General features: G+C 69.3%; 18 protein-coding genes. 6 read left to right on the top strand and 12 right to left on the bottom strand.

What is annotated here, in order from left to right:
- Window positions 1–35 precede the first annotated feature (35 nt).
- Together EFA46_RS11210 and EFA46_RS11205 are read right to left on the bottom strand one after the other, a co-directional pair.
- Window positions 36–1370, bottom strand: coding sequence for a hypothetical protein (locus tag EFA46_RS11210; RefSeq protein ID WP_123077477.1), 1335 nt, complete (start codon window positions 1368–1370; stop codon window positions 36–38).
- A complete protein-coding gene (locus EFA46_RS11205; RefSeq protein ID WP_123077475.1) occupies window positions 1367–2050 on the bottom strand; it encodes a hypothetical protein in 684 nt (227 codons plus the stop codon). Before EFA46_RS11205 ends, EFA46_RS11210 begins: the two co-directional genes overlap by 4 nt.
- Window positions 2051–2173: 123 nt before the next feature.
- Between EFA46_RS11205 and EFA46_RS11200 the strand changes: the two genes are divergently transcribed.
- Together EFA46_RS11200 and EFA46_RS11195 are read left to right on the top strand one after the other, a co-directional pair.
- Window positions 2174–3103, top strand: a complete 930-nt coding sequence (locus EFA46_RS11200; RefSeq protein WP_123077473.1) for an ABC transporter ATP-binding protein — start codon at window positions 2174–2176, stop codon at window positions 3101–3103.
- Window positions 3100–3888: an ABC transporter permease subunit gene (locus EFA46_RS11195; protein ID WP_123077471.1), complete on the top strand. Its 789-nt coding sequence runs from the start codon at window positions 3100–3102 to the stop codon at window positions 3886–3888. Before EFA46_RS11200 ends, EFA46_RS11195 begins: the two co-directional genes overlap by 4 nt.
- A gap of 153 nt (window positions 3889–4041) precedes the next feature.
- Here EFA46_RS11195 and EFA46_RS11190 read toward each other — a convergent pair whose 3' ends face one another.
- Complete coding sequence (locus EFA46_RS11190) at window positions 4042–4509, bottom strand: universal stress protein (protein ID WP_123077470.1); 468 nt, start codon at window positions 4507–4509, stop codon at window positions 4042–4044.
- A gap of 132 nt (window positions 4510–4641) precedes the next feature.
- Here EFA46_RS11190 and EFA46_RS11185 point away from each other — a divergent pair, with 132 nt between their 5' ends.
- Complete coding sequence (locus EFA46_RS11185; protein WP_123077468.1) at window positions 4642–6039, top strand: GntP family permease; 1398 nt, start codon at window positions 4642–4644, stop codon at window positions 6037–6039.
- Between the two features lie 329 nt (window positions 6040–6368).
- Here EFA46_RS11185 and gfo6 read toward each other — a convergent pair whose 3' ends face one another.
- The 4 genes from gfo6 to EFA46_RS11165 form a co-directional block, all read right to left on the bottom strand.
- Window positions 6369–7439, bottom strand: a complete 1071-nt coding sequence (gfo6, locus tag EFA46_RS11180) for a D-xylose 1-dehydrogenase Gfo6 (RefSeq protein ID WP_123077466.1) — start codon at window positions 7437–7439, stop codon at window positions 6369–6371.
- A 49-nt stretch (window positions 7440–7488) separates the two neighbouring features.
- Window positions 7489–10116: a glycoside hydrolase family 2 protein gene (locus EFA46_RS11175; RefSeq protein ID WP_123077464.1), complete on the bottom strand. Its 2628-nt coding sequence runs from the start codon at window positions 10114–10116 to the stop codon at window positions 7489–7491.
- Between the two features lie 72 nt (window positions 10117–10188).
- Complete coding sequence (locus tag EFA46_RS11170) at window positions 10189–11802, bottom strand: GMC family oxidoreductase (protein WP_123077462.1); 1614 nt, start codon at window positions 11800–11802, stop codon at window positions 10189–10191.
- Window positions 11799–12338 carry a gluconate 2-dehydrogenase subunit 3 family protein gene (locus EFA46_RS11165; RefSeq protein ID WP_123077460.1) on the bottom strand — a complete coding sequence of 180 codons (540 nt, stop codon included), beginning with the start codon at window positions 12336–12338 and terminating at the stop codon, window positions 11799–11801. Before EFA46_RS11165 ends, EFA46_RS11170 begins: the two co-directional genes overlap by 4 nt.
- 127 nt (window positions 12339–12465) lie before the next feature.
- Here EFA46_RS11165 and EFA46_RS11160 point away from each other — a divergent pair, with 127 nt between their 5' ends.
- Window positions 12466–13608: an ABC transporter ATP-binding protein gene (locus EFA46_RS11160; protein WP_123077458.1), complete on the top strand. Its 1143-nt coding sequence runs from the start codon at window positions 12466–12468 to the stop codon at window positions 13606–13608.
- Window positions 13609–13645: 37 nt separating this feature from the next.
- Here the strand turns inward: EFA46_RS11160 and EFA46_RS11155 are convergent, their stop codons facing one another.
- The 5 genes from EFA46_RS11155 to EFA46_RS11135 all read right to left on the bottom strand — a co-directional run bounded on the left by EFA46_RS11155 (window position 13646) and on the right by EFA46_RS11135 (window position 20210).
- Window positions 13646–14296 carry a DUF624 domain-containing protein gene (locus tag EFA46_RS11155; RefSeq protein WP_123077456.1) on the bottom strand — a complete coding sequence of 217 codons (651 nt, stop codon included), beginning with the start codon at window positions 14294–14296 and terminating at the stop codon, window positions 13646–13648.
- A gap of 86 nt (window positions 14297–14382) precedes the next feature.
- A complete protein-coding gene (locus tag EFA46_RS11150; protein ID WP_123077454.1) occupies window positions 14383–15243 on the bottom strand; it encodes a carbohydrate ABC transporter permease in 861 nt (286 codons plus the stop codon).
- A complete protein-coding gene (locus tag EFA46_RS11145; RefSeq protein WP_123077452.1) occupies window positions 15236–16159 on the bottom strand; it encodes a carbohydrate ABC transporter permease in 924 nt (307 codons plus the stop codon). The genes EFA46_RS11150 and EFA46_RS11145 overlap by 8 nt, the downstream gene beginning before the upstream one ends.
- A 21-nt stretch (window positions 16160–16180) precedes the next feature.
- The gene (locus EFA46_RS11140; protein ID WP_148040694.1) at window positions 16181–17530 is read right to left on the bottom strand and encodes an extracellular solute-binding protein; all 1350 of its coding nucleotides are present in this window, start codon (window positions 17528–17530) and stop codon (window positions 16181–16183) included.
- A 193-nt stretch (window positions 17531–17723) separates the two neighbouring features.
- Complete coding sequence (locus EFA46_RS11135; RefSeq protein ID WP_123077448.1) at window positions 17724–20210, bottom strand: alpha-L-arabinofuranosidase; 2487 nt, start codon at window positions 20208–20210, stop codon at window positions 17724–17726.
- Window positions 20211–20391: 181 nt separating this feature from the next.
- Here EFA46_RS11135 and EFA46_RS11130 point away from each other — a divergent pair, with 181 nt between their 5' ends.
- Together EFA46_RS11130 and EFA46_RS11125 are read left to right on the top strand one after the other, a co-directional pair.
- Window positions 20392–22527, top strand: coding sequence for an alpha-L-arabinofuranosidase C-terminal domain-containing protein (locus EFA46_RS11130; RefSeq protein WP_123077446.1), 2136 nt, complete (start codon window positions 20392–20394; stop codon window positions 22525–22527).
- Between the two features lie 48 nt (window positions 22528–22575).
- Window positions 22576–23676, top strand: a complete 1101-nt coding sequence (locus EFA46_RS11125) for a Xaa-Pro peptidase family protein (RefSeq protein ID WP_123077444.1) — start codon at window positions 22576–22578, stop codon at window positions 23674–23676.
- Window positions 23677–23842: the final 166 nt, after the last annotated feature.

Raw genomic sequence — 23842 nt, 5'->3', positions numbered from 1 at the left:
TCACCCTGCTCGTCCTCGGGTACGTCCTCGCGACGCTACGCTGAGAGCGCGCCGACGACCCGCTCGCTCGCCCCGGCGACGGCCGCCGCCGAGTACGCGACCCGGACGTAGCGCCCGACGTGAGGGACGAGGTAGCCGGCGGGCACGGGGTCGTCGTAGCTCGCGAGCTCGTCGTCGCTCCGCCGGACCGCCCCCGGGAGCCACCGGAGGCCGAGCGCGTCGAGCCGTGGGTACCGGCCACCTCGGGCGTCCGCGAGCGCGGTGACGGCGTCGGAGCGGAGCGCGACGACGTCCTCGGCATCCTCGACGGTCGTGTAGTCGCCGCTCTCGACGGCGGCGACGAGCGCGTCGAGCGCGCGCAAGCCGACGAGTCGGTCGTGGTGATCGCGGATCGCGCCCGCGACGCGGTCCATCTCGCGGTAGTAGCTCGCGTCGGACCGGACGGCGAAGAGGAGGTCGTCGAGCGTGCTCCTGACCGCGGTGGCGTCGATGTCCGTGTCCACGAGGTCGCTGCCGTGGTCGGCGTCCGAGACGTCGCTCGCGCGCTCCGCGACGGCGTCCGCGAGCGTCGCCTCCGCCACGTCGAACGTCCCCGCGTACGACCGCGTCGCGTCGAGCGAGGCGACGAAGCGGTCGTAGAGGTGGGCGGCGTCCGCGACCGCGACGCGCGCCGATTCGAGCGCCGCCGCCTCGTCGGCGACGGCGGGCGGCCCGTCCGGGGCGGGGTCCACGAACGACCGGGGCGAGCGGAGCGACCGGATGCTCGTCCGGGCGTTCGCAACGAGGTCCTCGAGTTCGGCGTGCACGAGGAGCGCGCGCACGGCGTCGTCGGGGCTCCCGACGTAACGCCAGCGTTCCCGGAACGCCCGCACGTCCCCCGCCACCGGCGAAGCGCGCTCGCGGATGTCCGCGCGAGTCAGCGACCCGTCGACCGCGCGCCACCCCGCTCGCGCCGCGGCGGCCGCCCGGCGCGCGTCGCGGAGCGCGTCGAGCGTCCCAGTGTCGGTTGGGGCCGAGCTCGCCCGCTCGAGGGCGTCCACCGCGTCCGTGTAGCGCTCGGCGAGCGCGTCGCGAACCGCGCCGTTCGGCACGTCGTCGGCCGTGAGCGGATGCGGGACGGCGTCGAGGTCGGCGCGCGCGCTCGCCGCCGCGCGGTCGAGGTAGTCCGACGCGACGGCGACCGGGAGCGGCGTGGGGATGGTCGGCAGGTCGCCGCCGAAGTCGTCGAAGGGCGCCGTCTCGACCGTCGGCTCGGTGTCGTCCCCGTCGACGGGGTCGAGGGCGCTACAGCCGGCGAGCGCGCCGAGACCGACGGCGCCGACGCCCGCGAGGAAGCCGCGTCGGTCGCGGCCCGAGTCGGCGTCGCTCATCGCTCGCCCCCGCTCGTGGTGTCGCTCGCGTTTTCGGGGAGCGGGCCGGCGTCGAGCGGCGGGCGCTCCGTCCGGTTCTCGATTTCGGCGGGTCGCGGACTGCAGCCGCGACTGCTCCACGAGGAGCCGTGACTCGTGACGGCGTCGGGTTCGAGGGCGTCCGGAATGCGAATGAACCACGCGGTCACGTCGTCGGCGTCCGCCTCGCAGGCGTCGGACGCGTCGCGGTAGTAGCTCCCGTAGTCGATGTCGATGCTCGTCGCCGTCCAGTTCACGTAGCAGAGCTCGAGGCGGTGGCACGCGCCGACGGACCGGTGTTCGAGGTAGACGGTCTCGGAGCCGTAGTCGGTGGCGTCGAGGAAGTCGCGTGCGGCGCTCGCCTCGACGCCGTCGGCGAAGCGGACGCGCTCGGCCGTCTCGTCGGTGGCGATGAGCGGGCGGCCGGCGTAGCGCGGCGGCGACTCGGTGGTCGTCGTCGCGTCGCGCGGGCGGACCCACGCCAGCAGGCCGTTGCCGCTCGCGCGGAGGGTGACGGTGTCGGGGTCGGCGAGCGTCGTGCCGGACAGCGACCGGTCGGGCGCGCTCTCCGAGGACGACGAGCTACCGTTACAGCCGGCGAGCGCGCCGAGGCCAGCGGCGGCCGCGCTCGCGAGGAACCGTCTGCGTGTGTGGAGGGCCATCTCTGGACGAGGTGACGGGAAACGGGCACAAAAACCCGTCCCCGACGACGGCGCGCGTTCGTGCGAAACAGTGCCACGGCCCCACCAAAGGGCTATACGCCGCCTGTCTGAACACCTACCCGTATGGCCGCCATCGAAATACGGTCCCTCCGGAAGCGATTCGGCGACGTCACCGCCCTCCGCGGTATCGACCTCACCGTCGAGGAAGGCGAGGTGTTCGGCTTTCTAGGCCCGAACGGCGCCGGGAAATCCACCACCATCGACGTCGTCCTCGACTACCTCCGCCCCACCGACGGGTCGGTGTCCGTCTTCGGGCACGACGCCCAGACGGAGACGAAACGCGTGCACGAGCGCCTCGGCGTTCTCCCGGACGCCTACGGCCTCACCGGCCACCTCACCGCGCGCCAGCACGTCCGGTTCGCAATCGACTCGAAGGACGCCGACGACCACCCGCTCGAACTCCTCGACAGGGTGGGAATCGCGGAGGCCGCCGACCGGAACGTCGAAGGCTTCTCGAAGGGGATGAAACAGCGCCTCCTCCTCGCGTGCGCGCTCGCCGGGTCGCCCGACCTCCTCATCCTCGACGAGCCCTCGACCGGCCTCGACCCGAACGGTGCGCGCCGGATGCGCGAAATCGTCCGCGAGGAAGCCGAGCGCGGCGCCACCGTCTTCTTCTCGAGTCACATCCTCGGGCAGGTCGAGGCCGTCGCCGACCGCGTGGGCATCCTCGCGGACGGCGAGATCGTCGCCGAGGACCACATCGACGACCTCCGCGACGCCGTCGGCGACGCCGGCGGCACGCTCGTCCTCACGCTCGACCGCGCGCCCACGGAGTCCGACCTCGACGCCGTCCGCAACGTCGAAGGCGTCTCCGGCGTCGACGCCAACGAGAACGCCGTCACGGTGGCGTGCCCGGACGAGCGGAAGGCCGCGGTCGTCGACGCGATACGCGAGGAGGGTGCGGTGCTCCTCGACATCGAGTCCCGTCAGACCTCGCTGGAGGACCTCTTCGCGACGTACACCGACAGCGCCGAAGGGGAGGTGGAGCGATGAGCTGGCGCGTCGTCGCCGAGCGGGACGCGCGCGACCCGTTCCGCTCGATGAGCGCGCTCGTGCTCTTCGGCCTCTTCGGCCTGCTGTTCGCCGCCGTCGGCTATCTCGCGTCGGGGAGCACGGGCGTCGCCGGCATCCTCGGCTCCGTCGCGAACGGCATCGTCCCGCTCGCCGGCTACGGGATCTGCTACGGCGTCATCTCCGGGAAGCGCGACAGCGGCTCGCTGCGCGTCGTCCTCTCGCTCCCGCACTCCCGGCGCGACGTCGTCCTCGGGAGCGCGCTCGGCCGCCTCGCCGTCCTCGCGCTCGCCGTCACCGTCGGGTTCGTCACCGCCGTCCTCGTCTTCCTCGCGGCGGGCGGGGGCGGCATCGACGCGGCCGCCGTCCTCCTGACGTGGGCGCTCGCCGTCCTCTTCGCCGCCAGCGTCGTCGGCGTCGGCGTCGGCATCTCGGCGGCCGCGCGGACGGCCGGACGCGCCGTCGCGGGCGTCGCGAGCGCGTACGTCCTCTTCGTCGTCGCGTGGAACTGGATCCCGGGCCTCGTCCGCTACGTCATCGGTGGGTTCCGCTTCCCGACGGGCCCGACGCCGACGTGGGCGACGGTGTTCGCGTACTGTAACCCGGAGCGCGCGTACGCGGTGCTCTCCACGACGGTCGTGAACCGCGCGCCGCCGGCATCGGGCGAGGTGTACGCGTCGCCCGGATTCGCGCTCGCGGTGCTCGCCGCGTGGACGGTCGTGCCGCTCGCGCTCGGCTACCTGCGCTTCGAGCGCGACGACCTCTGAGGCGGCGCGCTCGCGCCGTTTCGACGGAGTTATGTCTGGTGGACGAGAAACGGACGGATAGCCGCTTGCTTGGCGATTCTAGTCGGGCCCGCGCGTCGTTCGCTCACCAGCATGGGGAGTGAGCGACGCGACGAGTGAACGGCGCGGAGTGCGCTACTCCTCGGACTCCGTGTGCACGGTGACGTAGCCGTCGAAGTCGAGGAGGACGCGCTGGATCCAGTCGCCGAAGATGGCCTTCCCGGCGGGCGAGCGGCGCCGGCCGGTGACGAAGATATGGTCGCAGTCGTAGTCGTCGGCGGCGGAGAGCGTCGCGGTCCCGTAGCCGCCGTCGATGACGCGGACGGCGACCTCGTACTCGACGTCCAGGCCGTCGAGAGCGTCCGCGACGTAGTCGCCGAGGGCGTCCTCGGCGGCGTCGATGAACTCCGCCTCGTTGTCGTAGGTGACGCCCTCGATGCCGCCGAGCGCCTCGAACTTCTCGGCGTCCGAGCTGAGGTGGCGTTCGGTGGCGAACGTCAGGATGGTGAGCGGCGCGTCCGCGCCGCGTGCGTGTTCTGCTGCTTCGCGGAGGAGGTTCGCGTGAGCCTCCGACTCTTCGACGACGACGAGTCCTCGATGCATGAACGGGGGTAACGACTCCCCACTGATAAAACCCACCGTCAATAATTGAAAATAATCATTTTCCCATAGTAACACCATGTCCCGTATTGCATAATTTTTATGTGGTGGGATTATCGTTCGTGAGATAGAGCGATGTCACCAACACTCTCAGCACTCGCAGCGTTACTGATCGGCGTCGCCGTCGTCGTCCTGCTCCTCGTGGTGTGGGACCTCCCGGCGTTCGTCGGCCTCGTCATCTCGGCGTTCGTCGTCGGAGTCGTGAACGCAGCGCTCCTCCCGGATATCGCGTTCGGCTCGATACCCGGAGACGTCGCGACGGCGTTCGGGAACAACATGGCAGGTATCGGTATCCCCATCCTGATGGCCGCCATCATCGGGAAGTCGATGACCGAATCGGGCGCCGCCAACCGCGTCGTCCGGTCGTTCCAGTCCGTCGTCTCGGACAAGAACGCCGACTTCGCGCTCTGGGGGAGTAGCACCATCCTCGCGATTCCGGTGTTCTTCGACAACGTCTTCTACCTCATGGCGCCGCTCGCGCGCTCCATGCGGGCCCGCATCGGCGACAACTACGCGCTCTACATCGCCGTCGTCGGTGGCGGTGGTACGGCCGCGCACGCGTTCGTCCCGCCGACGCCCGGCCCGCTCGCCGTCGCCCAGGAACTCGGACAGGGCACCTCGATCCTCGGTACGACCATCGTCATCGGCCTCGCCGTCGCGATCCCGTCCGCGCTCATCGCCGGCGTCGCCTACGGCCGCTTCATCAACACGCGCATCGACATCCCGCTCCGGGAGTCGATGGGCACCACCGCCGAAGACCTCGAAGAGCAGGCGAAGAAGTCCACGGAGAGCCTCCCCGGCTTCTTCGAGTCCCTGCTCCCGATCCTCGTCGCCGTCGCGTTCATCGCCGCCGGCACGTTCGTCACGACGTTCAAGGACATCTACCCGTCGCTCGCGGCCGTCCAGCCGTTCACGAACTTCATCGGTGACGCGAACTTCGCGCTGACCGTCGCCGCGATGGTCGCCGCGCTCACCTACCTGCGCATGGACGACTTCCCGCGTCAGGTCTGGCAGGACGAACTCACCGAAGCCCTCCAGAACGGTGGTAACATCGCCGCGATCACCGCCGCTGGTGGCGCGTTCGGTGCGATGCTCGCCGCCTCCGGCATCGGCATGGTCATCGCTGACGCCCTCAGCGGCGTCGGCATCGGCCTGCTCGTCACGGCGTGGCTCATCGCCGCCATCGTCCGCATCGCGCAGGGGTCCGCGACCGTCGCGATGATCACCACCGGTGGGATCATGGCGCCGCTCGTCCCCGAGCTCACCGTCCACCCGGCCTACCTCGTCATGGCCATCGGCGCGGGCGGTATCACGACCTCCTGGTACAACGACTCCGGCTTCTGGATCGTCAAGGAGATCGGTGGCCTCACGCAGATGGAGACGCTCAAGACGTGGACGGCGGTCACGTCCATCCTCTCGGTCGCGGCGCTCATCATCGTCATCGTCTACTCGACGCTCCTCCCGCTCGCCTGAGCGACGACGAGACAATCGCGACCCCCGCCGTTCGACCCGTCGGTCGGCGTCGCACGCGCGACGCCTCTTCTTCGTTCCGCCGCTTCCGGATAGTACGTGTGAGCGGGTTCTACACCCGCGTCTCGTTTCTCGGCGCCAGTTACCGGATTACAGCGACGCATAGATGACTAGTGCGTACCGTTCGAGTCGGAGCGATGGAGAAATGAGTTCCGGCTTCATCGGACGCCGATTCGGGGTACTTTACGTCAGTATTCCCGTAAGACGGCGTCACAGGCCGTGCGGTCGTCCGACGATACCGGCAGAAGCGGCTGCTAGTTCGGGGGGCGCGCTCAGTCGAGCGCGACCGTCTCGCCCGACTCGGCGGACTCGTGGAGCGCCGCGAGGACGCGCATGTCGTAGAGGCCGTGCTCGCCGTCCGCGTAGACCGGCTCGTCGGAGAGGACGCGGTCCGCGAAGTAGTCGAACTCCTCGGTCATCTCGTTCACGTCCTCGGCTTCCGCCGACACCGAATACCCCTCGCGCTCGAGTTCGAGGCGACACTCCATGTGGAACGCCGGCGAGAGCGTCAGTTGCCCCTCGGTGCCGGTGATCGTCAACTCCGTGTCGTCGTAGGCGTTCTGCGTCGCCGTGAACGCCGCGTGCACGCCGCCCTCGTAGACCGCCGTCGCCGTCGAGCGCTCGTCCGGCACGTCCGCGAACGCCTCGTCGTAGGACGCCATCTGCGCCTGCACGCGCACCGGGTCCGCGCCGAGGACGAAGCGCGCCGTGTTGATCGGGTAGATGCCGAGGTCCATCATCGACGTCCCGTAGCCGCTCGCGTCCGGGTCGAGGCGCCACTGGTTCGGGTCGTCGATCAGCGAGAGGATGGGCTGTGAGTTGTTCCCGTACACCTGCACGGGCTCGCCGATGGCGCCCGCCTCCACGAGCTCGCGCGCGCGCCGGACCGCCGGTTCGGTGTGCATCCGGTAGGCGACCATCAGCGGGACGTCGCCGCCCTCGGCGGCCTCGACCATCGCCTCGGCCGTCTCGACGCTCTCCGCCATCGGCTTCTCACAGAGCACCGCCTTGTCGAGGTCGGCGGCCGTCTCGACGTACGCGCGGTGGTAGGCGTTCGGCGTCGCGATATAGACGGCGTCGTACTCCTCGGCGAGCGCGCCGTCGTGGAAGTCGTCCCCCGACATCGCGTGCGGGACGTCCGCCTCCTCGGCGTAGCGCTCGGCCTTCTCCACGGAGCGACTGATGAGCACCGACACCTCACAGAGGTCCGTCTCCCGGATGGCCGGAATGGCCTCGTCGACCGTCCACCACCCGAGGCCGACGAGGGCGAACCGGACCGTCCCCTCCGTCGTCGTCTGCCAGTCGCGCTCCGCGAACGAATCGAAGACGTCGTCGAACTCCATAGCGGCTAGTGCGCGGAGTGCGCAATAAATATGTGTGGAACGCCCCGCCTCACTCGGCGAGGAGGCGGTCGAGGACGGCGCGCGCGACCGGGTTCTCGTCGTAGGCGTCCGTCACGCGGAGCGTGCAGACGTCGAGGCGCCCGTCCCCGAGCGAGCGCGAGACGACGGCACCGCCGGGGTTCTCGATCCAGCCCTCGACGTAGCCCACCGACACGTCGTCGGCCGGTTCGAGGTCGCTGACGTACGCGTACGGGTAGAGGTCCGAGAACGCCCACCCCGGCACCGCGTCGAGTTCCGGGAGGAGGTCCTGAAAGAGGACGCCCGCACAGAGGTTCCAGCTCTCCTCCTCGGGGAGCGCGGTGTACGTCACGTCCTCGACGGGTGCCATCTCGCCCTCGGCGTCCGGGAGCACGACGACGTGTCCGCCGCGCTCGACGAACTCGCGGAGCGTCGCGTCGACGGCAGTGACGACCGAGACGTCGGCGTCGCCGGGGACGTCGGCCGTCGCGTAGCCGCGCTCGGCGAGCACGTCCCCGAGCCCGTCGTCCTCGACGAAGACGGAGACGGGCGGCGCGTCGTGGGCGGCGTCGACCGCGACGTCGCGGCTCGCGGTGCGCTCGCCGTCCGTCACCGAGAGCGTGGCCGCCGTGAGCCCCGAGACGGCGGGCGCCTCAACCGTGACGGCGTCCGTGAGACGGGTCTGCTCGTGGGCCGGAACGGCGACGTCGACGGTGCCGGTCTCGCCGAACGCCGACCACTCCAGCGTCGTCTCGTAGGGCTCGGCGGTGTCGTTCGCGACGACGACGTCCGCGCTGACGCGCTCGCCCGCCTCGAAGGCGTGGCGCGACGGCGCGAGGTGGAGCATGACGGGGTCGTTGAGTCGCGCGAACTCGTCGTGGAAGACCTTCTCCTCGCGCCCGTAGTCGAGGATGCCGTTGAACTCCCACTCGATGTCCGTGAGCTCGGTGATGACGTAGCCGGCGACGCCCTCGTGCTCGCGCATGTCCGCGATGATCGGCTCGACGGACTGGAACTCGCGGCGCTGCCACGCCTCGGCGAACGCGTCGAGCGAGTCGAAGACGTCCGCCGCCGGGCTCTCGGCGAAGCGCTCGCGGACGCCGGCGGGGCGCTTCATCCCCGAGAGGAAGTCGTGGTCGAACCAGTGGGGGTCGCCACCGTCGCGGTCTTCGAGACGCGAGACGTCGCAGAGCCCCCACGTCCCGAACTCGGAGACGAGGAGGGGGACGTCGGGGTCGGCGCGGACGTCGCCGTAGTTCTCCTCGGGGTGCTCGACGATGTGGTCGAGTTTCTCGCGCCACGCGTCCACGCGGTCGGGCGCGACGAAGTACTCGTGGTAGTCGTTGAGGTCGGTCGCGACGTGCGCCCACCCCGAGTTGTCGCAGACGAGGCGCGTCGCGTCGAGTTCGCGCGCGTCCGCGTAGAACGCCTCGAGGTAGTCCTGTTTCTCCGTGTCCGTCCAGAGCGGCTCCTCGTCGTCGTGGTGGCCGATGCCCCACTCCTCGTTGTAGAGGCTCCACGCGATGACGCTGGGGCGGTTGTAGTCGCGGGCGACCATCGCCTCGAACTGCTCGCGGACCTCGCGCTTCGAGCGCTCGGAGTAGACGGCGGGGTTCGCGGGCTCCTCCCAGACGAGGATGCCGAGGCGGTCGGCGAGGTCGAGGAACGCCGGATGGGCGGGCTTGATGTGCTTGCGCAGGAGGTTGAACCCGAGCTCCTTCGCCGTCCGTATCTCGCGCTCGAACGTCTCGAGGTCGGCAGGCCGGTAGTAGGTGTCCGGGTAGAACGCCTGGTCGAGCGCGCCGCGCATCGTGAACGGCTCGCCGTTGAGGTAGAGGTCGCCGTCCTCGCGGGAGACGCTACGCATCCCGAAGGTGTCCGTGTGCTCGTCCAGCGTCTCGCCGCCCGCCGCGAGGCGGACTTCGACGTCGTAGAGCGCCGGGTCGTCGGGCGTCCAGTAGTCGGCGTCCGGAATCGCGAGCTCGAGCGACGCCGTCTCGCCGTCGAGCGCGGCCGACTCGCTCGCGACGGGGTCGCCGGCGTCGTCGGCGACGGTGACGTGAACGTCGGTCGGGCTGTCGTCGGACGCGGTGACGGCCACGCGGGCGGTGTCGTCCTCGAGGTCGGGGGTGACGCGGACGGCCGCGACGCGCGTCTCGGGGACGGTGACGAGGTCGACGGCCTGCCACGGGCCGCTGACGCGCGTGTACCACGGGTCGCCCTGCTTGCCGTGCGGGATCTCCGAGATGTCCTCGGGGTCGCGGACGCGGAGGACGACGGTGTTCTCGCCGGCGGTCAGCGCGTCGGTCACGTCGAGGGCGAAGGGGAGATACCCGCCGGTGTGGTCGCCGACGCGCTCGCCGTTCACCCACACGGTCGCCTCGTAGTCCACGGCGCCGAAGCGGGCGAAGACGCGCTCGTCGCCCGCCGCAAGCGCGTCGGCGTCGAACGTCCGGCGGTACCAGCCGACGCCGGTGTACTCGCGGAGGTCCGGTTCCTCCTGCCACGAGTGGGGGACGGAGACGTCGCGGGCGTCCGGCCACGCGGCGTCGGGTTCGTAGAACGCCTCGTCGAGTCCCGCGTCGTCGGGGTCCGTGATGAACGCCCAGCGACCCGAGAGCGTGCGCGTCGCGTCGCGAGCGTGTAGCGCCTCGTTCATTATCAATGGTGTAACTACCGGCGATCCTATTCTATCTTTCGGAGGGCACGACGGCGGAGGGGTGGGTAGGGCTCAGAGGTCCGCGTGGATGTGGTCGGCGGCCTTGAGCGAGAGCGCCCCGATGGTGACCGTGGGGTTCATCGCGCCGCCCGTCGGGAAGACGCTGCTGGAGGCGATGGAGAGGTTCGAGAGGTCGTGCGTGCGCAAGCGCTCGTCCACCACGCTCTCGCTCGGGTCGGTGCCCATCCGCGTCGTCCCCATCGGGTGGCTCCCCGCCCACGGCTGCGTGGGGTTCGCGGCGTACGTCACCGTCGCGCCGAGTTCGTCCATGATGTCGCGCTGGACGTCGAGGGCCTTGCGCGCGGTCTCCACGGCATGGTCGCCGATCTTCCACGAGACGTCCGGGACCGGGTTCCCGTGGTCGTCCGTCTTCGAGGTGTCGAGCGTCACCCTGCTGTCCTCGCGCGGGAGCTGCTCGACGAGCGCCTCGGTGCCGACGTAGCCGCCGACGCGCGTCGCGAGCGTCGACGCCAACTCGTCGCCCCACGACCCGTCGGAGAGCGCGGCACCGACCGTCGTCGGCCCCGCGTAGTTCAGCAGGCCGACGAAGAAGCTCCCCGGCGTCGGCTCCTCGTGGTCGTAGAACTGGTGGGTGACCGACGTGGTGAAGCCGACGCGGTGTTGCTTCGTCGGCTGGTCGAGGCGGCCGCCCATGCCGACGAGCGCGTGCTCCATGAAGTAGCGCCCGACCGCGTCGGAGGTGTTCGCGAGCCCGTTCGGATACTGCTCGGACTCGGAGAGGAGGAGGAGACGCGGCGTCTCGACGGCGCCGCAGGCGATGACGAACTGGCGGGCCTCCTGTCGGTGCTCCGTCCCGTCCGGCGTCGCGTAGACGGCGGCCTCGACCGTCTCGCCCGCGTCGTCGTGCTCGAGGCGCTGCACGGGCACTCGGTCGAGGACGCGCGCCCCCTCGGACTCGGCCTTCCGGATGTGGACGTCGCCGCTGTACTTCGCGCCCGACGGACAGACCGGCATGCACGTCCCGTAGCCGACACAGCCGCTCCGGCCGTCGTAGGACTCGTGGTTGCGGGCCTGTGGCACGGAGTGGAGCGTGATGTCGAGCTCGTCGCAGGCCTCCTCGAACAGCGTGTCCGAGTAGCTCGGCGGGAAGGCGTCCATCGGGAACGACTCCTCGCGCGGCGGCGCGAAGGGGTTGTCCGTGCCGCCGGAGACGCCCATCTCGGCCTCCACGTCCGCGTAGTAGGGGCGGACGTCCTCGTAGTCGAGCGGCCAGTCGACGCCCAGCCCGTAGCGGGAGTCCATCTCGAAGTCCTTCGGGTGGAGGCGCGGCGTGTAGCCGATCCAGTGCAGCGTCGTGCCGCCGACGCCCTTGACGCGCGTGGTGTTGAGCGGGTAGGAGACGCTCCCCGAGGACGTGAACGCGTCGCGCGCGCCGCCCATGTCCCAGACGTCGCTGCGGTCGTGGGCGGGACGAAGCGAGCGCTCCATCCGGCGGAGGCGACTCTGGAGGTCGAATCGGGGGCCGGCCTCAAGCACGACGACGTCGTGGCCGCGCTTCGCGAGCGAGTGCGAGAGGAGGCCGCCGGCCGGTCCGGCACCGACGACGCAGACGTCGGCGCGCTCGGAGGGCGAGCGGTCGATGGTGGGCGTGTCGTTCGCGCTCATAGGCTCGGCTCCTGCTGGTAGGCGCCGAGGCCGCCCGGGTAGCCGGCCGGGTTCTCCGTTCCCGCGAGCGCGCCGCCCTTCGGCGAGGAGAACAGCGCGTAGAGGAGGTCGTTGACGAGGTAGTACCGGACGCGCTGGCGGTCGTTCCCGTCGGGGTCGGGGTCGGCGTGTCGCTGGCCGAGCGCGCGCAGGACGTCGTCACGCTCCTCGACGGAGAGGCGGCGGAACGCGGCGCCGGCCTCCGCTTTCGCACGCGAGTCGAGGACGGCGACGGCGTCCATCACCTGCGAGCGGTGCGCGTCGTCGTCCTCGAAGCGACCAGTTGCGTACGTCTCGACGAACTCGGCGGTGCCCTCGACCGAGGAGGGGTAGAGGACGTCGGCGAGCGAGACGAGCGTGCCGATCGGTTCGTCGGCCGTCAGTCCCCCGCCCCCGTCAGCGGGGCGGTCGTCGGACACGGTGTAGACGGCGGCGCCCCCGACACCGATTCCGGCGGCCGCGAGGGCGGCGATGGCGTCGCGACGCGATAACTCCATGATTATTCATAGGAGTAGAGGAACTTAACGTCTCCGTCGCCCCGCCAGTGGGAGGGATTCCCGGGATGTGTCACTGTAACAATGGAGAACAATTATGTACTATCCGACGAAGGGTATAGTGGAAACCATGAGCGAAGTCGGATTTAACCACGTCAAGAAGATGTACGACGGCGACATCGTCGCCGTCGAGGACTTCAGCCTCGATATCGAGGACGGCGAGTTCGTCACAATCGTCGGCCCGTCCGGGTCCGGGAAGTCCACGCTCCTCCGAATGCTCGCGGGACTCGAGGACATCACCGACGGCGAAATCACCATCGGCGACCGCGTCGTAAACGACATCGCCGCACAGGACCGGAACGTCGCGATGGTGTTCCAGAACTACGCGCTCTATCCGCACATGACCGTGCGGAAGAACATGTCGTACGGGTTGAAGCTCACGTCCGACCTCGACGACGAGGAGATCACCAAGCGCGTCGAGGACGCCGCCGAGATGATGGGGATCGAGGACCAGCTCGAGAAGAAGCCGGCCTCCCTCTCCGGCGGCCAACAGCAGCGCGTCGCGACCGGCCGCGCCATCGTCCGTGACCCCGACGTCTTCCTCATGGACGAGCCGCTCAGCAACCTCGACGCGAAGCTCCGCGCGCACATGCGCATCGAGCTCCAGCGCATTCAGGACGACCTCGAGACGACGACCGTCTACGTCACGCACGACCAGGAGGAAGCGCTCACCATGAGCGACCGCGTCGTCATCCTCGACCAGGGCGAGCTCCAGCAGGTCGGCACGCCCGCAGAGGTGTTCGACGAGCCCGCGAACCTCTTCGTCGCCGACTTCATCGGCTCGCCGTCGATGAACTTCTTCGACGTCGAACTCGTCGGGAACCGCCTCGAAGGTGAGGCGTTCTCCTACGAGGTGTCCTCGGGGGTCGCCGAGCGCATCGAGGAGCGGCGCACCGACGACGAACTCGTCCTCGGCATCCGCCCCGAGCACATCCACTTCGCCGACCCCGACTCCGTCAACGCCATTCGCGCGATGCTCGACGTCCACGAACCCGTCGGCGACGACAACTACTTCTACCTCCGAGCGGGGGACACCGAGTTCACCATGCGCATCATGGGCGACCACGCACACGACGAGGGCGACGAACTCACCGTCTCCTTCGACGAGGAGAAGATGCACGTCTTCGATAAGGCGAGCGGCGAGAACATCATGACGGACACCGGAACGCCCATCTCCACGAGGTCCAGCGAGCAAGTGACACAGCAGACGTAACGTGGCGCGACGGCCTCGCTCTTTCTCCCGCCCCGTATCAGTCTCGCCGCGATTCCTCGTACGGCGAGGACGCGTCCTCTGGCTGCTCGGTCACCGGCCCCAGTAGCACCTCGAGGTGGAACGAAAAGGCGATGCCGGCGAAGACGAGGGCGAACGCGACCGTCAGCAGACCCGTGACGATAGCGACGAGGAGCGTCCCCATCGCCACCATCACCGCCGAGACGGCGTTCTGCCCCGTCCAGCGGACGGCCGACCTGAGCTCGGGTTCGAGGTCGCCGCCGGTCGCGAGCCCCACGAACGTCGGGACGAGGAGGAGCCACGTGTACGCGGCGACGTAGGTCGTGACGACGGCGAGTGCGAGCGTCAGCGCCGAGCGCGACACCACGTACTGCCGGGCGTAGAGGACCGAGATGCCGAGGAAGACGGCGGGAACCCCGGTCAGCAGGACGGCCGAGAGGCCGTGGCGCCGGAGCGTCGCGCGAACGTGCGAGCGGTCGATACTGTACCCCTCCCTGAGCGACTGGATCGCGGCGTACGCGGCGAGCGTCGCCGGCCCGAGCGTGACGACCGGGAGGGAGCAGAGGAACCAGAGCAGACTCACGAGGATGAGTCGCGGGCCGTTCTCGTAGAAGAACCCGACCGCGTCGAAGAAGGACCGATAGACCGTCTTCGTGTCGACTGATCTCATTACGCTAAACGTACGGGTGCGCCAGTAAGTAGGTTACCCTCGCGTGCGACGCCGACCGGTGGCGTCGCGCCGGGGTGACGAGGGCGTTACGTCACGCCCTGCATCTCCACGGCGGACATCAACTGCTCCTGCAGGAGGAGGAACAGGATGAACAGCGGTCCCGACGCGATGACGGCGGACGCCATCGTGACGGACGGCTGGTAGGTGAAGTTGTCCCGGAGGACGACGATCCCGATGGGGAGCGTGTACATCGCCTGCTCCTGAAGCACGATGAGCGGCCAGAGGAACTGGTTCCAGCTCCAGACGAACATGAACAGCGCGAGCGCGGAGAGGATCGACCGCGAGAGCGGGAGGATCATCCGCGTGTAGATGCGCCAGTTCGAGAAGCCATCGAGCTGCGCGGCCTCCTGAATCTCGTAGGGGATCTCGCGGAAGAACTGCGCGAGGAGGAAGACGCCGAGCGGCCCGGCCGCGAACGGCAGGATGACCGCGAGGTAGCTGTTGAGCAACCCGAGGTCGGAGATGAGGATGTACAGCGGGATGATGTTCACGAAGCCCGGAACCATGAAGCTCGCGATGATCAGCCCGAGGACGTAGCGCTGGCCCGGCCAGTCGAGGCGCGTCAGCGCGAACGCGATCATCGAGTCGACGATCAACACGAGGAGCGTCGTGATCGACGCGATGAGCAGCGTGTTGAACGCCCAGCCGATGATGAGCGAGTCGGCGAGTAGGCCCGCGTACGCGTGCAGCGAGACCGGGTCCGGGATCCAGTTCATCCCCGCCGCGACGGCGCCCTGCGGCGTCTTGAGCGACGTCGAGATCATGTACATGTACGGCACGAGGAACAGCAGCGCCGCGCCGTACATGACGGCGTGTACGAGCACACTCCGCACGGAGATCTCTCCGGGGAGGACCGATTCGAGACGGGTGGTGGTTGCGTTACTCATTGTCGCCTCCGATGAGGTAGTAGTTCAGGATGGACACGACGACGAGGATCGCCGTCAGGACGTATCCGATAGTCGCGGCGTAGCCGAAGTTCTGCTGGTTGAACGCAGCCTCGTAGAGGTACATCACCAGCGTCACCGTCGACTGCCCCGGGCCGCCGGACGTCATGACGTACGGCTGGCCGTACACCTGGAACGCCCAGATGAGGTTGATGACGACGACGAAGAAAATCGCGTGACGCATCTGCGGGACGGTGACGTCCCGGAACATGCGCCACGTCCCCGCGCCGTCGAGCTTCGCGGCCTCGTAGAGGTACTCCGGCACGCTCTGGCGGGCGGCGAGCAGGATGACGAAACTGAACCCGACGAGCCACCAGACCGTCGTGATCGCGATGGACGGCATCGCGAAGAAGTACGACTGAAGCCACTGCGGCGGGTTGGACATGACGAGTCCGAGGTAGTAGTTGATGACGCCGTACTGCGTCGAGTAGAGGTTCGTCCAGACGACGGCCGCGACGGACACCGTCAGGATGTACGGGCTGAAGAATATCGCGCGGAGCACGCCCCGTCCCCGGATGTCCCTGTTGACGCCGAGGGCGAGACCGAGGCCGACGATGACGATGGACGGAACGGTGAGCAACGAGAAGTACAGCGTGTTCCCGAGCGCGTTCCAGAACTGCGGGTCGTTGAGCAGGTGGGTGTAGTTCCCGAGCCCGATGAACTCGGAGCGCGAGGGGAAGAACGCGTTCCACTCGAAGAGGCTCATGTAGCCGCCCATCAGGAGCGGGTAGAGCAGGAACGTCCCGAAGATGACGAGGTACGGGAGCGAGAAGAGGATTCCCTCGATGAGTTCCTTGCGCGAGCGGCTGACGTTCGAGAGGAACCCCCCACCTCCTTTGAAACGGTCGATAGCTGACATAATGAGCTAGTGAGAGATGGGTTACTGGATGGTGGACGTCCAGTTCTCGACGCCGTTCTGGATGGCTTGATCCACCGAGATGTTCTGCGAGTACGCGTCGGTGATCCACGTCCAGTTGGTGGTGTCGTAGAGGTTCGCGCTCTCGGGCTGGGGCCAGTAGGCGAGTTGGCCGTCCTCCGCCATCTCCTTGAACGGCTTCAGCGTCTTGTTCCAGATGTCGGATTCCGGGAGTGCGTCCCCGTTCAGGATGGGGCTGTAGGCCGGGAGGTGGCCCGCTTCCGAGCCCCACGAGGGGTTCTCCTGCGTGATCCACTCCGCCGCGGCGACGGAGGTCTCGATCCGCTCTTGGCTGGCGTCGGACTGCTGCGGGACGATGATGGTGTGGCTGTCCGCGGTGGTGCGCAGTTGGTCGGCGTTGGGGAAGACGCGCGGCTTGTCGAAGCCCCACTCGAAGTCCTGCTCGCGCATGACGTTCACGTACCACGTCCCGTTGACCGTCATCGCGACGGAGCCGTTCCGGAAGCTCTGCGCGACGCGGTCGGCCGAGATGTCGGGGGTGTCCCAGTTGCGCTCGCCGGAGACGCTCGCGAGGAAGTCGAGGGAGTTGGTCCCGGCTTCGTCGCCGAAGACCGCCTCCGTCATGTCGTCGTTGAACATCTGTCCGCCGTACTGGTTGAGACCCATGAACCACTGACGGAACCCACCGCCACCGCCCCAGTACGGGTCGGGACTGAACGGCTTCGCGTCCGTGTTCTCGAGGATGGCGTTACAGGCCTCCTCGAACTGCTGGAAGTTCTCTATCGGCGGTTCGACGCCGGCTTCGTTGAGGATGTCGACGTTGTAGTAGAGGCCGACCGGGTGGGAGTCCATCGGCACCGCGTACGTGCCGCCGTCGATCTGGCAGGCGCTGAGGATCTGGTCGACGTAGTTATTCGAGGAGAGCATCCCGCTGATGTCGTTCAGCGTCGGCTTGAACCGGCGGAGGTAGGACGCGTGCGAGATGGCGAGGTCCGGCGGCGACCCGCCGGTCATCGCGGTGTACAGACGGTTGTAGTGCTCTTCCCACGGCGTCCGTTGGCGGTTGATGGTGACGTCCTCGCCGAGCGGGCGTTCCTCGTTGAACTTGTCGATGATGGACTTCATGACCTCGCCGTCACCACCACCGAACAGGGTCCAGTAGCTCAGCTCCATCCCGCTACCGCCACCGCCACCACCGCCGCCACCGCCGCCGGTTATTCCCGAACAGCCGGCGAGGCCGACGGCCCCCGCGACGCCCGCCGCCTGGAGGAACCGTCGTCGGCCGGTCCGTTCGCTCGACGCCTGTCGCTGGTCGGTACGGGCATCCGCACTCCCCACTGTGTTATCAGACATCACACTCGGAGTAGGCCCCCTATCCATAATAAATGTTCCCCAAAGACTTGTGATGCAGGTAACGGGTCGCACGACCGGGAATGTAATTTTCCATCATTGCATACGGTGTGTTTCGTTTCGATGAACCCACCGTCTTTACACCTATACTGCTGTTCCTGATTTCGCGGCGGCCACGGAGTCGAAGGAGGGCCGACTACTTCTGTCCCTTCCCCCGACCGCCCCGCTCCGACTTGCCGGGTGGGGAGTCGTCCTGCCCCTTCCGGCGGCCGGGTTTCCGCTCGTTCTCTATCGGGACGTCCTCGACGCCGTCGAGGCCGGGCCAGACGCCGTTGTCGCCGATGACGTCGGCGCGCCCCCGGTCACCGTCGACGTAGAGGCGCGCGACCGAGGCCGGCTCGAGCGAGAGCGCGAACGTGCCGTCCGAGCCGACCTCACGCACGACGTGCTCGACCGTGTAGTTCGTCGGCTCGTCCCACGACGTCGGGAGGGCGTGCGGGAGCGGGCGCTCCGACGCCGACGGCGCGAGCTGGACGAGCTCGACCGCGCAGTCCGCGTAGCGCTCGCCGAGCTCGACCGACACCTCGCTGTCCGTCCGGAGGTTGCGGTTCGTGAGGAAGACCGCGAGTTCGCGGCCGCGGCGCGCCTGCATCGCGGCGGCGTCCACGTACGGAACGTCCGACATCGGCTCGATTCGCGGGCCCGTGTCCGGAAGGTCGCGACTCGCGCCGGTCGTCGCGACGCCGACCGAGTTCCACTCGGTATCCTCCTCGAAGACCGCCGAGTAGAGCCCCGTGACCGACCCGTCGGGCCGGAGCGGGTTCGGGTCCGGCGGGTAGTCGGTCGTCTTCACCGGCACCCACGACTTCGTCGGCACCCACGTCTGGGAGACCCACTCCACGGTGTCCGGCTGGCGAATCGCGGCGTTCAGCGCGCCCGCGACGTACGACGCGCCCGGCATCGTCTCCGGGCCGGGGTAGGGCGCGCCCGACGCAACCGTCGGGAAGATGCCGAGCTCGCTGAGGTTGAGGTAGAAGTCGTCGTACCCCTTCTCGTCCGCGAGGTCGCCGAGGCCGGCGAGCTGGTCGCCGAGTTGGGTCGCCGCCATCACCATCACCTCGTTGTAGTCCCAGTCGTCCGCGTCGTGTTCGGCCTTCCACGACTCGACGGCGTCCGCGTCGTCGAGTCCCCACTGGTAGCGGTGGATGTTCAGGCCGTCGAGGAGGTCGGGGTCGAGTTCCTCGAGCAGCGTCTCGTTCCACGGGTTGTCCGCGTGCGCGGCCTCCGCCGGGTCCCACCCGCTCGCGATGACGGTGATGGAGTCGTCGACGTCGCGCATCGCCTCCGAGTAGGCGTCGAAGCCGATGCGCTCCTCGGAGCCGGTGGCGTACTCGCCCGCGTCGCTGGTGTGGCCCCACTGCCAGTCGCCCCAGACCTCGTTGCCGACGCCCCAGTGCTCGACGCCCCACGGCTCGGGGTGGCCGTGGTCGGCGCGCAGCGACCCCATCTCCGTGTCGGCGTCGGCGTTGACGTACGCCACCCAGTCGGCGGCGTCCTCGGGGAGTATCTGGCGCTCGGCCGCCCACTCGGGCGGGTTGTCCCACCAGCCGACGGTGATTTCGGGCGTGAGGTCGGCGACCTCGCAGAGTTCGAGGTACTCGGCGGTGCCGAAGAAGTTCGGCTGCATCCCCTGCCACGCGTGGTTGAAGCGCGGCGTCCGCTCCGCGAGCGGGCCGACGCCGTCGCGCCAGTTGTACTGGCTCGTGACGTTCCCGCCCGGCCACTTCAGCCACGTCCCGTTCTGCTCCGCGAGCAGCTCGACCGTGTACGGGTTGAACTTGCCGTTGACGGCGTCGTCGGCGGCGAGTTCGACGAAGTCGACGTCGAAGTGGCCGGTCCCCTCGGCGGTGAACGTCACGGCGTACTGACCGTAGGGGGTCTGGACGTTCGCGACGGCGCCGCCGACGTACTGGTCGCCGCTGCGCTCGTCGAGTTCGAGCGTCGGTTCGTGGCGCGTCCACTCCGCCTCGACGCCGAGGCGTTCCGCCGCGAGGACGTCGCCGTCGAGCGTTTCGATGGCGACGGTGACGGCGTCGACGCTCCCGCGCACGGAGACGCCGAGGTCGTAGCCGAGCGTGCGCTGGTCCGGGAGGACGATGCGCTGTTTCAGGCCGCCGCTCGCGTCGTCGAGCGTGATGCGGGGGTAGCCGACGGCGCCGTGCGGCGTCTCCCCGCCGGCGACGTGCTCGCCGTCGGTCCGGTGGGCGACGTCGACGCCGTCGCCGGCGACACGCTCCCACGGATAGGGCAGTACGTCGTCCCGGTCGACGTCGTAGAAGGTGTCGATGCCGTCGCCGAACCAGTAGTCCGGCACCCGCCAGAACGTGGGGTTCATCGCGTGCAGCGAGTAGACGCCGGGGTAGATGGTGGCGTCGCCGTAGTGCTCGTTCAGCCGACCGAAGAGCGTGTCGGGGACGGTCTCCTCGGAGCGCTCGTCGGTGTCGACGGAGACGGTGTTCCGAACGGGCGTGCGCGAGTCGGCGTCGTCGGCGGACGCGACGCCGCTCCCCGCGCCGGCGACGGCGCCGGCGGCCAGGAGGGACTGCGTGGCGAGGTACTGGCGTCGGGAAAGGCCGGTGCGCTCGGACTCCGTGCTCTCCTCGTGCGGTGGGTCGGACGACATGTGTTCACAGCCACCTCTCGTCAATATAAATAATTAACGTTAATGATTGATGTCGTTTCCGGGACGACTGCATCGAATCGTCGGACGGTCGTTCAGAACGGGGAAACGGCCACGCGACGGGAGCCGGTAGAGTCGGCCGGTCGGCATAGCTATTTACGGGCCCTCCGTGACACACGAAAGCATGGCCGACCTCCTCCGCCACACGAGCGGCGGCGACGGAACCGCGACCGTCAGCCTCGACCCCGACCGGCGCGCCGACCACGACGTCTCGGACGAGCTCTTCGGGAAGTTCGTCGAGCACCTCTACTCGCCGTGGCGCGTGAAGAACGCCCTCGAAGCCCAGACGCTGTTCAACCCGACCGTCGGCTCGTGGAAGTTCCAGCACGAGACCTACGACGCCGACGGCGGGCGCGGCGCCGTCCACGACTACGACGAGATCGACGAGCGCATCCGGACGTACGTCGAGACGCACGACCTCCCGGCGGCCGACCGCCTCGAAGCCGCCTATCGGGACGGCTGTGCGTTCTGGTGGTTCCACCACGGCGACGGCGTCCGCACCAGCCCCGACGTCGGCACCGCCGGCGACCGCGCCCAGCGCATCGAGACCGAGGGCGCGCGCGGGCACGCGGGCATCGCGCAGTGGTGTTACCTCCCGCTCCACCGGACCGAGCGGTTCGAGGGCGACGTCGCCCTCCGCGCCACCGACGAGACGACGGTCCGCCTCGCGGTCCACGAGACGGACGCCGACGGCGCGCTCGGCGACCCCGTCGCCGAGACGACGGTCCGCGCCGACACGGCGATGGCGACCCGCGAGTTCGACCTCGACGTCGCCGACTACGACTGCGCCGACGACGCCGTCTTCGGCTTCAGCGTCACCACCGACGCGGACGCGAACCTCGTCCTCGACCACGTTCGCTGCTACCCGGACGACCACGTCGACACCGCCGACCCCGAAGTCGTCGAGTTGCTCCGCGACGCCGACCTCCCCGTCCTCCGGTGGCCGGGCGGGAGCTTCGTCTCGGGGTACCACTGGCGCGACGGCGTCGGCCCCGTCGAGGAGCGCCCGACGAAGCCGAACCCCGCATGGGACGGCATCGAACCGAACCTCTTCGGGACGGACGAGTTCCTCCGGTTCTGCGAGGCCGTGGGCTGTGAGCCGATGGTGTGCTTGAACGCCGGCAACGGCACGCCCGGCGAGGCCGCGCGCTGGGTCGAGTACTGCAACGGCGACCCCGAGGAGACCGAGATGGGCGCGCTCCGCGCCGCCAACGGCCACCCCGAGCCCTACGACGTCACCTACTGGGAGGTCGGCAACGAGGTCTACGGCCCATGGCAGGTGACGTGGACGACGCCCGACGGCTACGCGGACCGCCTCGCGCGCTTCCGCGAGGCGATGGCGGCCGTCGACGACGACATCGAAGTGTTCGCCTGCGGGAACCGACTCACCGACTGGAACGACCCCTTCCTCGCGGCGAGCGACGACCTCGACTGGCTCACCGACCACGTGCTCCTCGAAGCGCACGCGGACGCGAGCACCGACCCCGTCGAGCTCTACAACGCCCACACGGGCGTCGCCGAGCAACTCAGCGAGGAGTACGCCGCCGTCCGCGCGGACTGCGAGGACGCCGGCCTCGGGGAAACCGACCTCGCCATCACCGAACTCCAGTTGTTCACCCGCTTCGACGAGGGCGCCGAGGGCGACGCGATGACCGAGGACGACCTGCCGCGAAACTCCTCCATCACCGAAGCCGTCTTCGACGCGTCCATCGTCACCGCCTGCATCCGCGACGGCTTCGTCCGCATGGTGACCCACTCCGGCGTCGGCAACCACGGCGCGGGCATCCGGAAGACTCGTGAGCGCACGCACGCCGAACCCTGCTACTACGGCCAGCGCCTCGGGCTCTCGCTCGCCGGCGGCACGCCCGTCGGCGTCGACCTCACCTGCGGGACGTTCTCCACGGCGGCGACGTTCGGCGCCGACACCTCGGAGTGGTTCGGCACGCTCGACCCCGTCGAGGACGCACCCGCCGTCGACGCCGTCGCCGTCGACGACCCCGACGGGCACGACGCCGCCGTCCTCCTCGTCCACCGCGACGCCGGCCGCGGCGACGTCGACATCGAACTCGACGGCGACGCGCTCCTCGACGGCCACGACGAGGTGGCGGTGACGACGCTCGCCGCCGAGGAGATGACCGCCGAGAACACCTACGAGGACCCCGAGCGCGTCACGCCCACGACCGAGACGCACACCGTCGCGGACGGCATCGTCTCCCTCACGCTCCCGCGCTACGGCGTCGTCCGCGTCACCGCCGACTGACGCGGCCGGACGCGAGGCTTTTTACTCGCCGCACGCACCCCTTCGAGTATGGCGTACGCCACGGCGACGAAGCTCGACAGAATCGACGCGCTCCGCGAGCGGCGCGGCCTCGACGAACTGTGGTTCCTCACACCGACGAACTACGGGTGGCTGAGCGGCGGGAATCCCATCGTGGACGCGACGAGCGACGTCGGCGTCGCCGCGCTCGGCGTCGGCGATGACGGCGTGCGCGTCCTCGCGCCGAACAACGAGCGCGCGCGCATCCGCGAGGAGGAGCTCCCCGGGCTCGACGAACACGGTATCGCACCCGAGACCACCGAGTACGGCTGGGAGTCGCATTCGCTTCGCGAGGCGGTCGCCGCCCACCACCGTGGCGACGCCGCCGCCGACGTCCCCGTCGCGGGCCTCGACGTCGTGGACGCGACGCCGCTTCGCGCGCCGATGCCGGCGGCGGAGCGCGAGCGCTACCGGGCGGCGTGCGAGGAGACCGCGGCGGCCGTCGAAGCCGTCGCGCGCGACGTGACGCCGGGGACGACGGAGCGCGAGGCGGCCGCCGACCTCGCGCGGGCGCTCCGCCGGCGCGGCTTCCGCGCGCCCGTCGTCCTCGTCGGCGGCGACGAGCGCTCACAGCGCCACCGCCACTTCACGCCGACGGACGCCGAGCTCGGTGATTTCGGCCATCTGACTGTCGTCTCGGAGCGCGCCGGCCACGACGTCGCGGTGACGCGGACGGTGGCGTTCGACGCGCCCGCGTGGCTCCGCGAGCGCCACGACGCCGCCTGTCGCGTCGCGGCGACCGCGCTCGCCGCGACCCGCGAGGCCGCAACGGCCGGCGACGTCTTCGACGCTATCGCCGACGCCTACGACGCGCTCGGGTACGAGGGGGAGTGGCGCGCGCACCATCAGGGCGGCGCCATCGCGAGCGCGACTCGCGAGTGGACCGCCACCCCGGGCAGCGAGACGCCGGTCGAGCGCCCGATGCCGTACGCGTGGAACCCGACGGTACAGGGCGCGAAGTGCGAGGACACCGCGCTCGTCACCGACGCGGGGGTGGAGGTGGCGACGGCGACGGGCGAGTGGCCGACGACGACCTACGAGGCGGTCGGCTACGACGCGCGCGTCGCCTTCCACGACCCGCTCGACCCCTAGTGGTTCGACAACCGTCGTATAAACAATTATGTGGTCGTCGAACTAGCTGGCGTGTGTGCAGTACACGTGTACGCGATGTGCGACCGACGTGACGCGACGGAACGGACTCCTCGTCTGCCAGAACTGCGGCTACGCCCCGAAACACGGCGCGGACTAAAGCGAGAAG

The organism is Halarchaeum sp. CBA1220 (assembly GCF_003721175.2).
Taxonomy (GTDB): Archaea; Halobacteriota; Halobacteria; order Halobacteriales; family Halobacteriaceae; genus Halarchaeum; species Halarchaeum grantii.
Note: the sequence above shows the minus strand (reverse complement) of the source record. Positions and strands in the feature narration are given on the sequence as shown.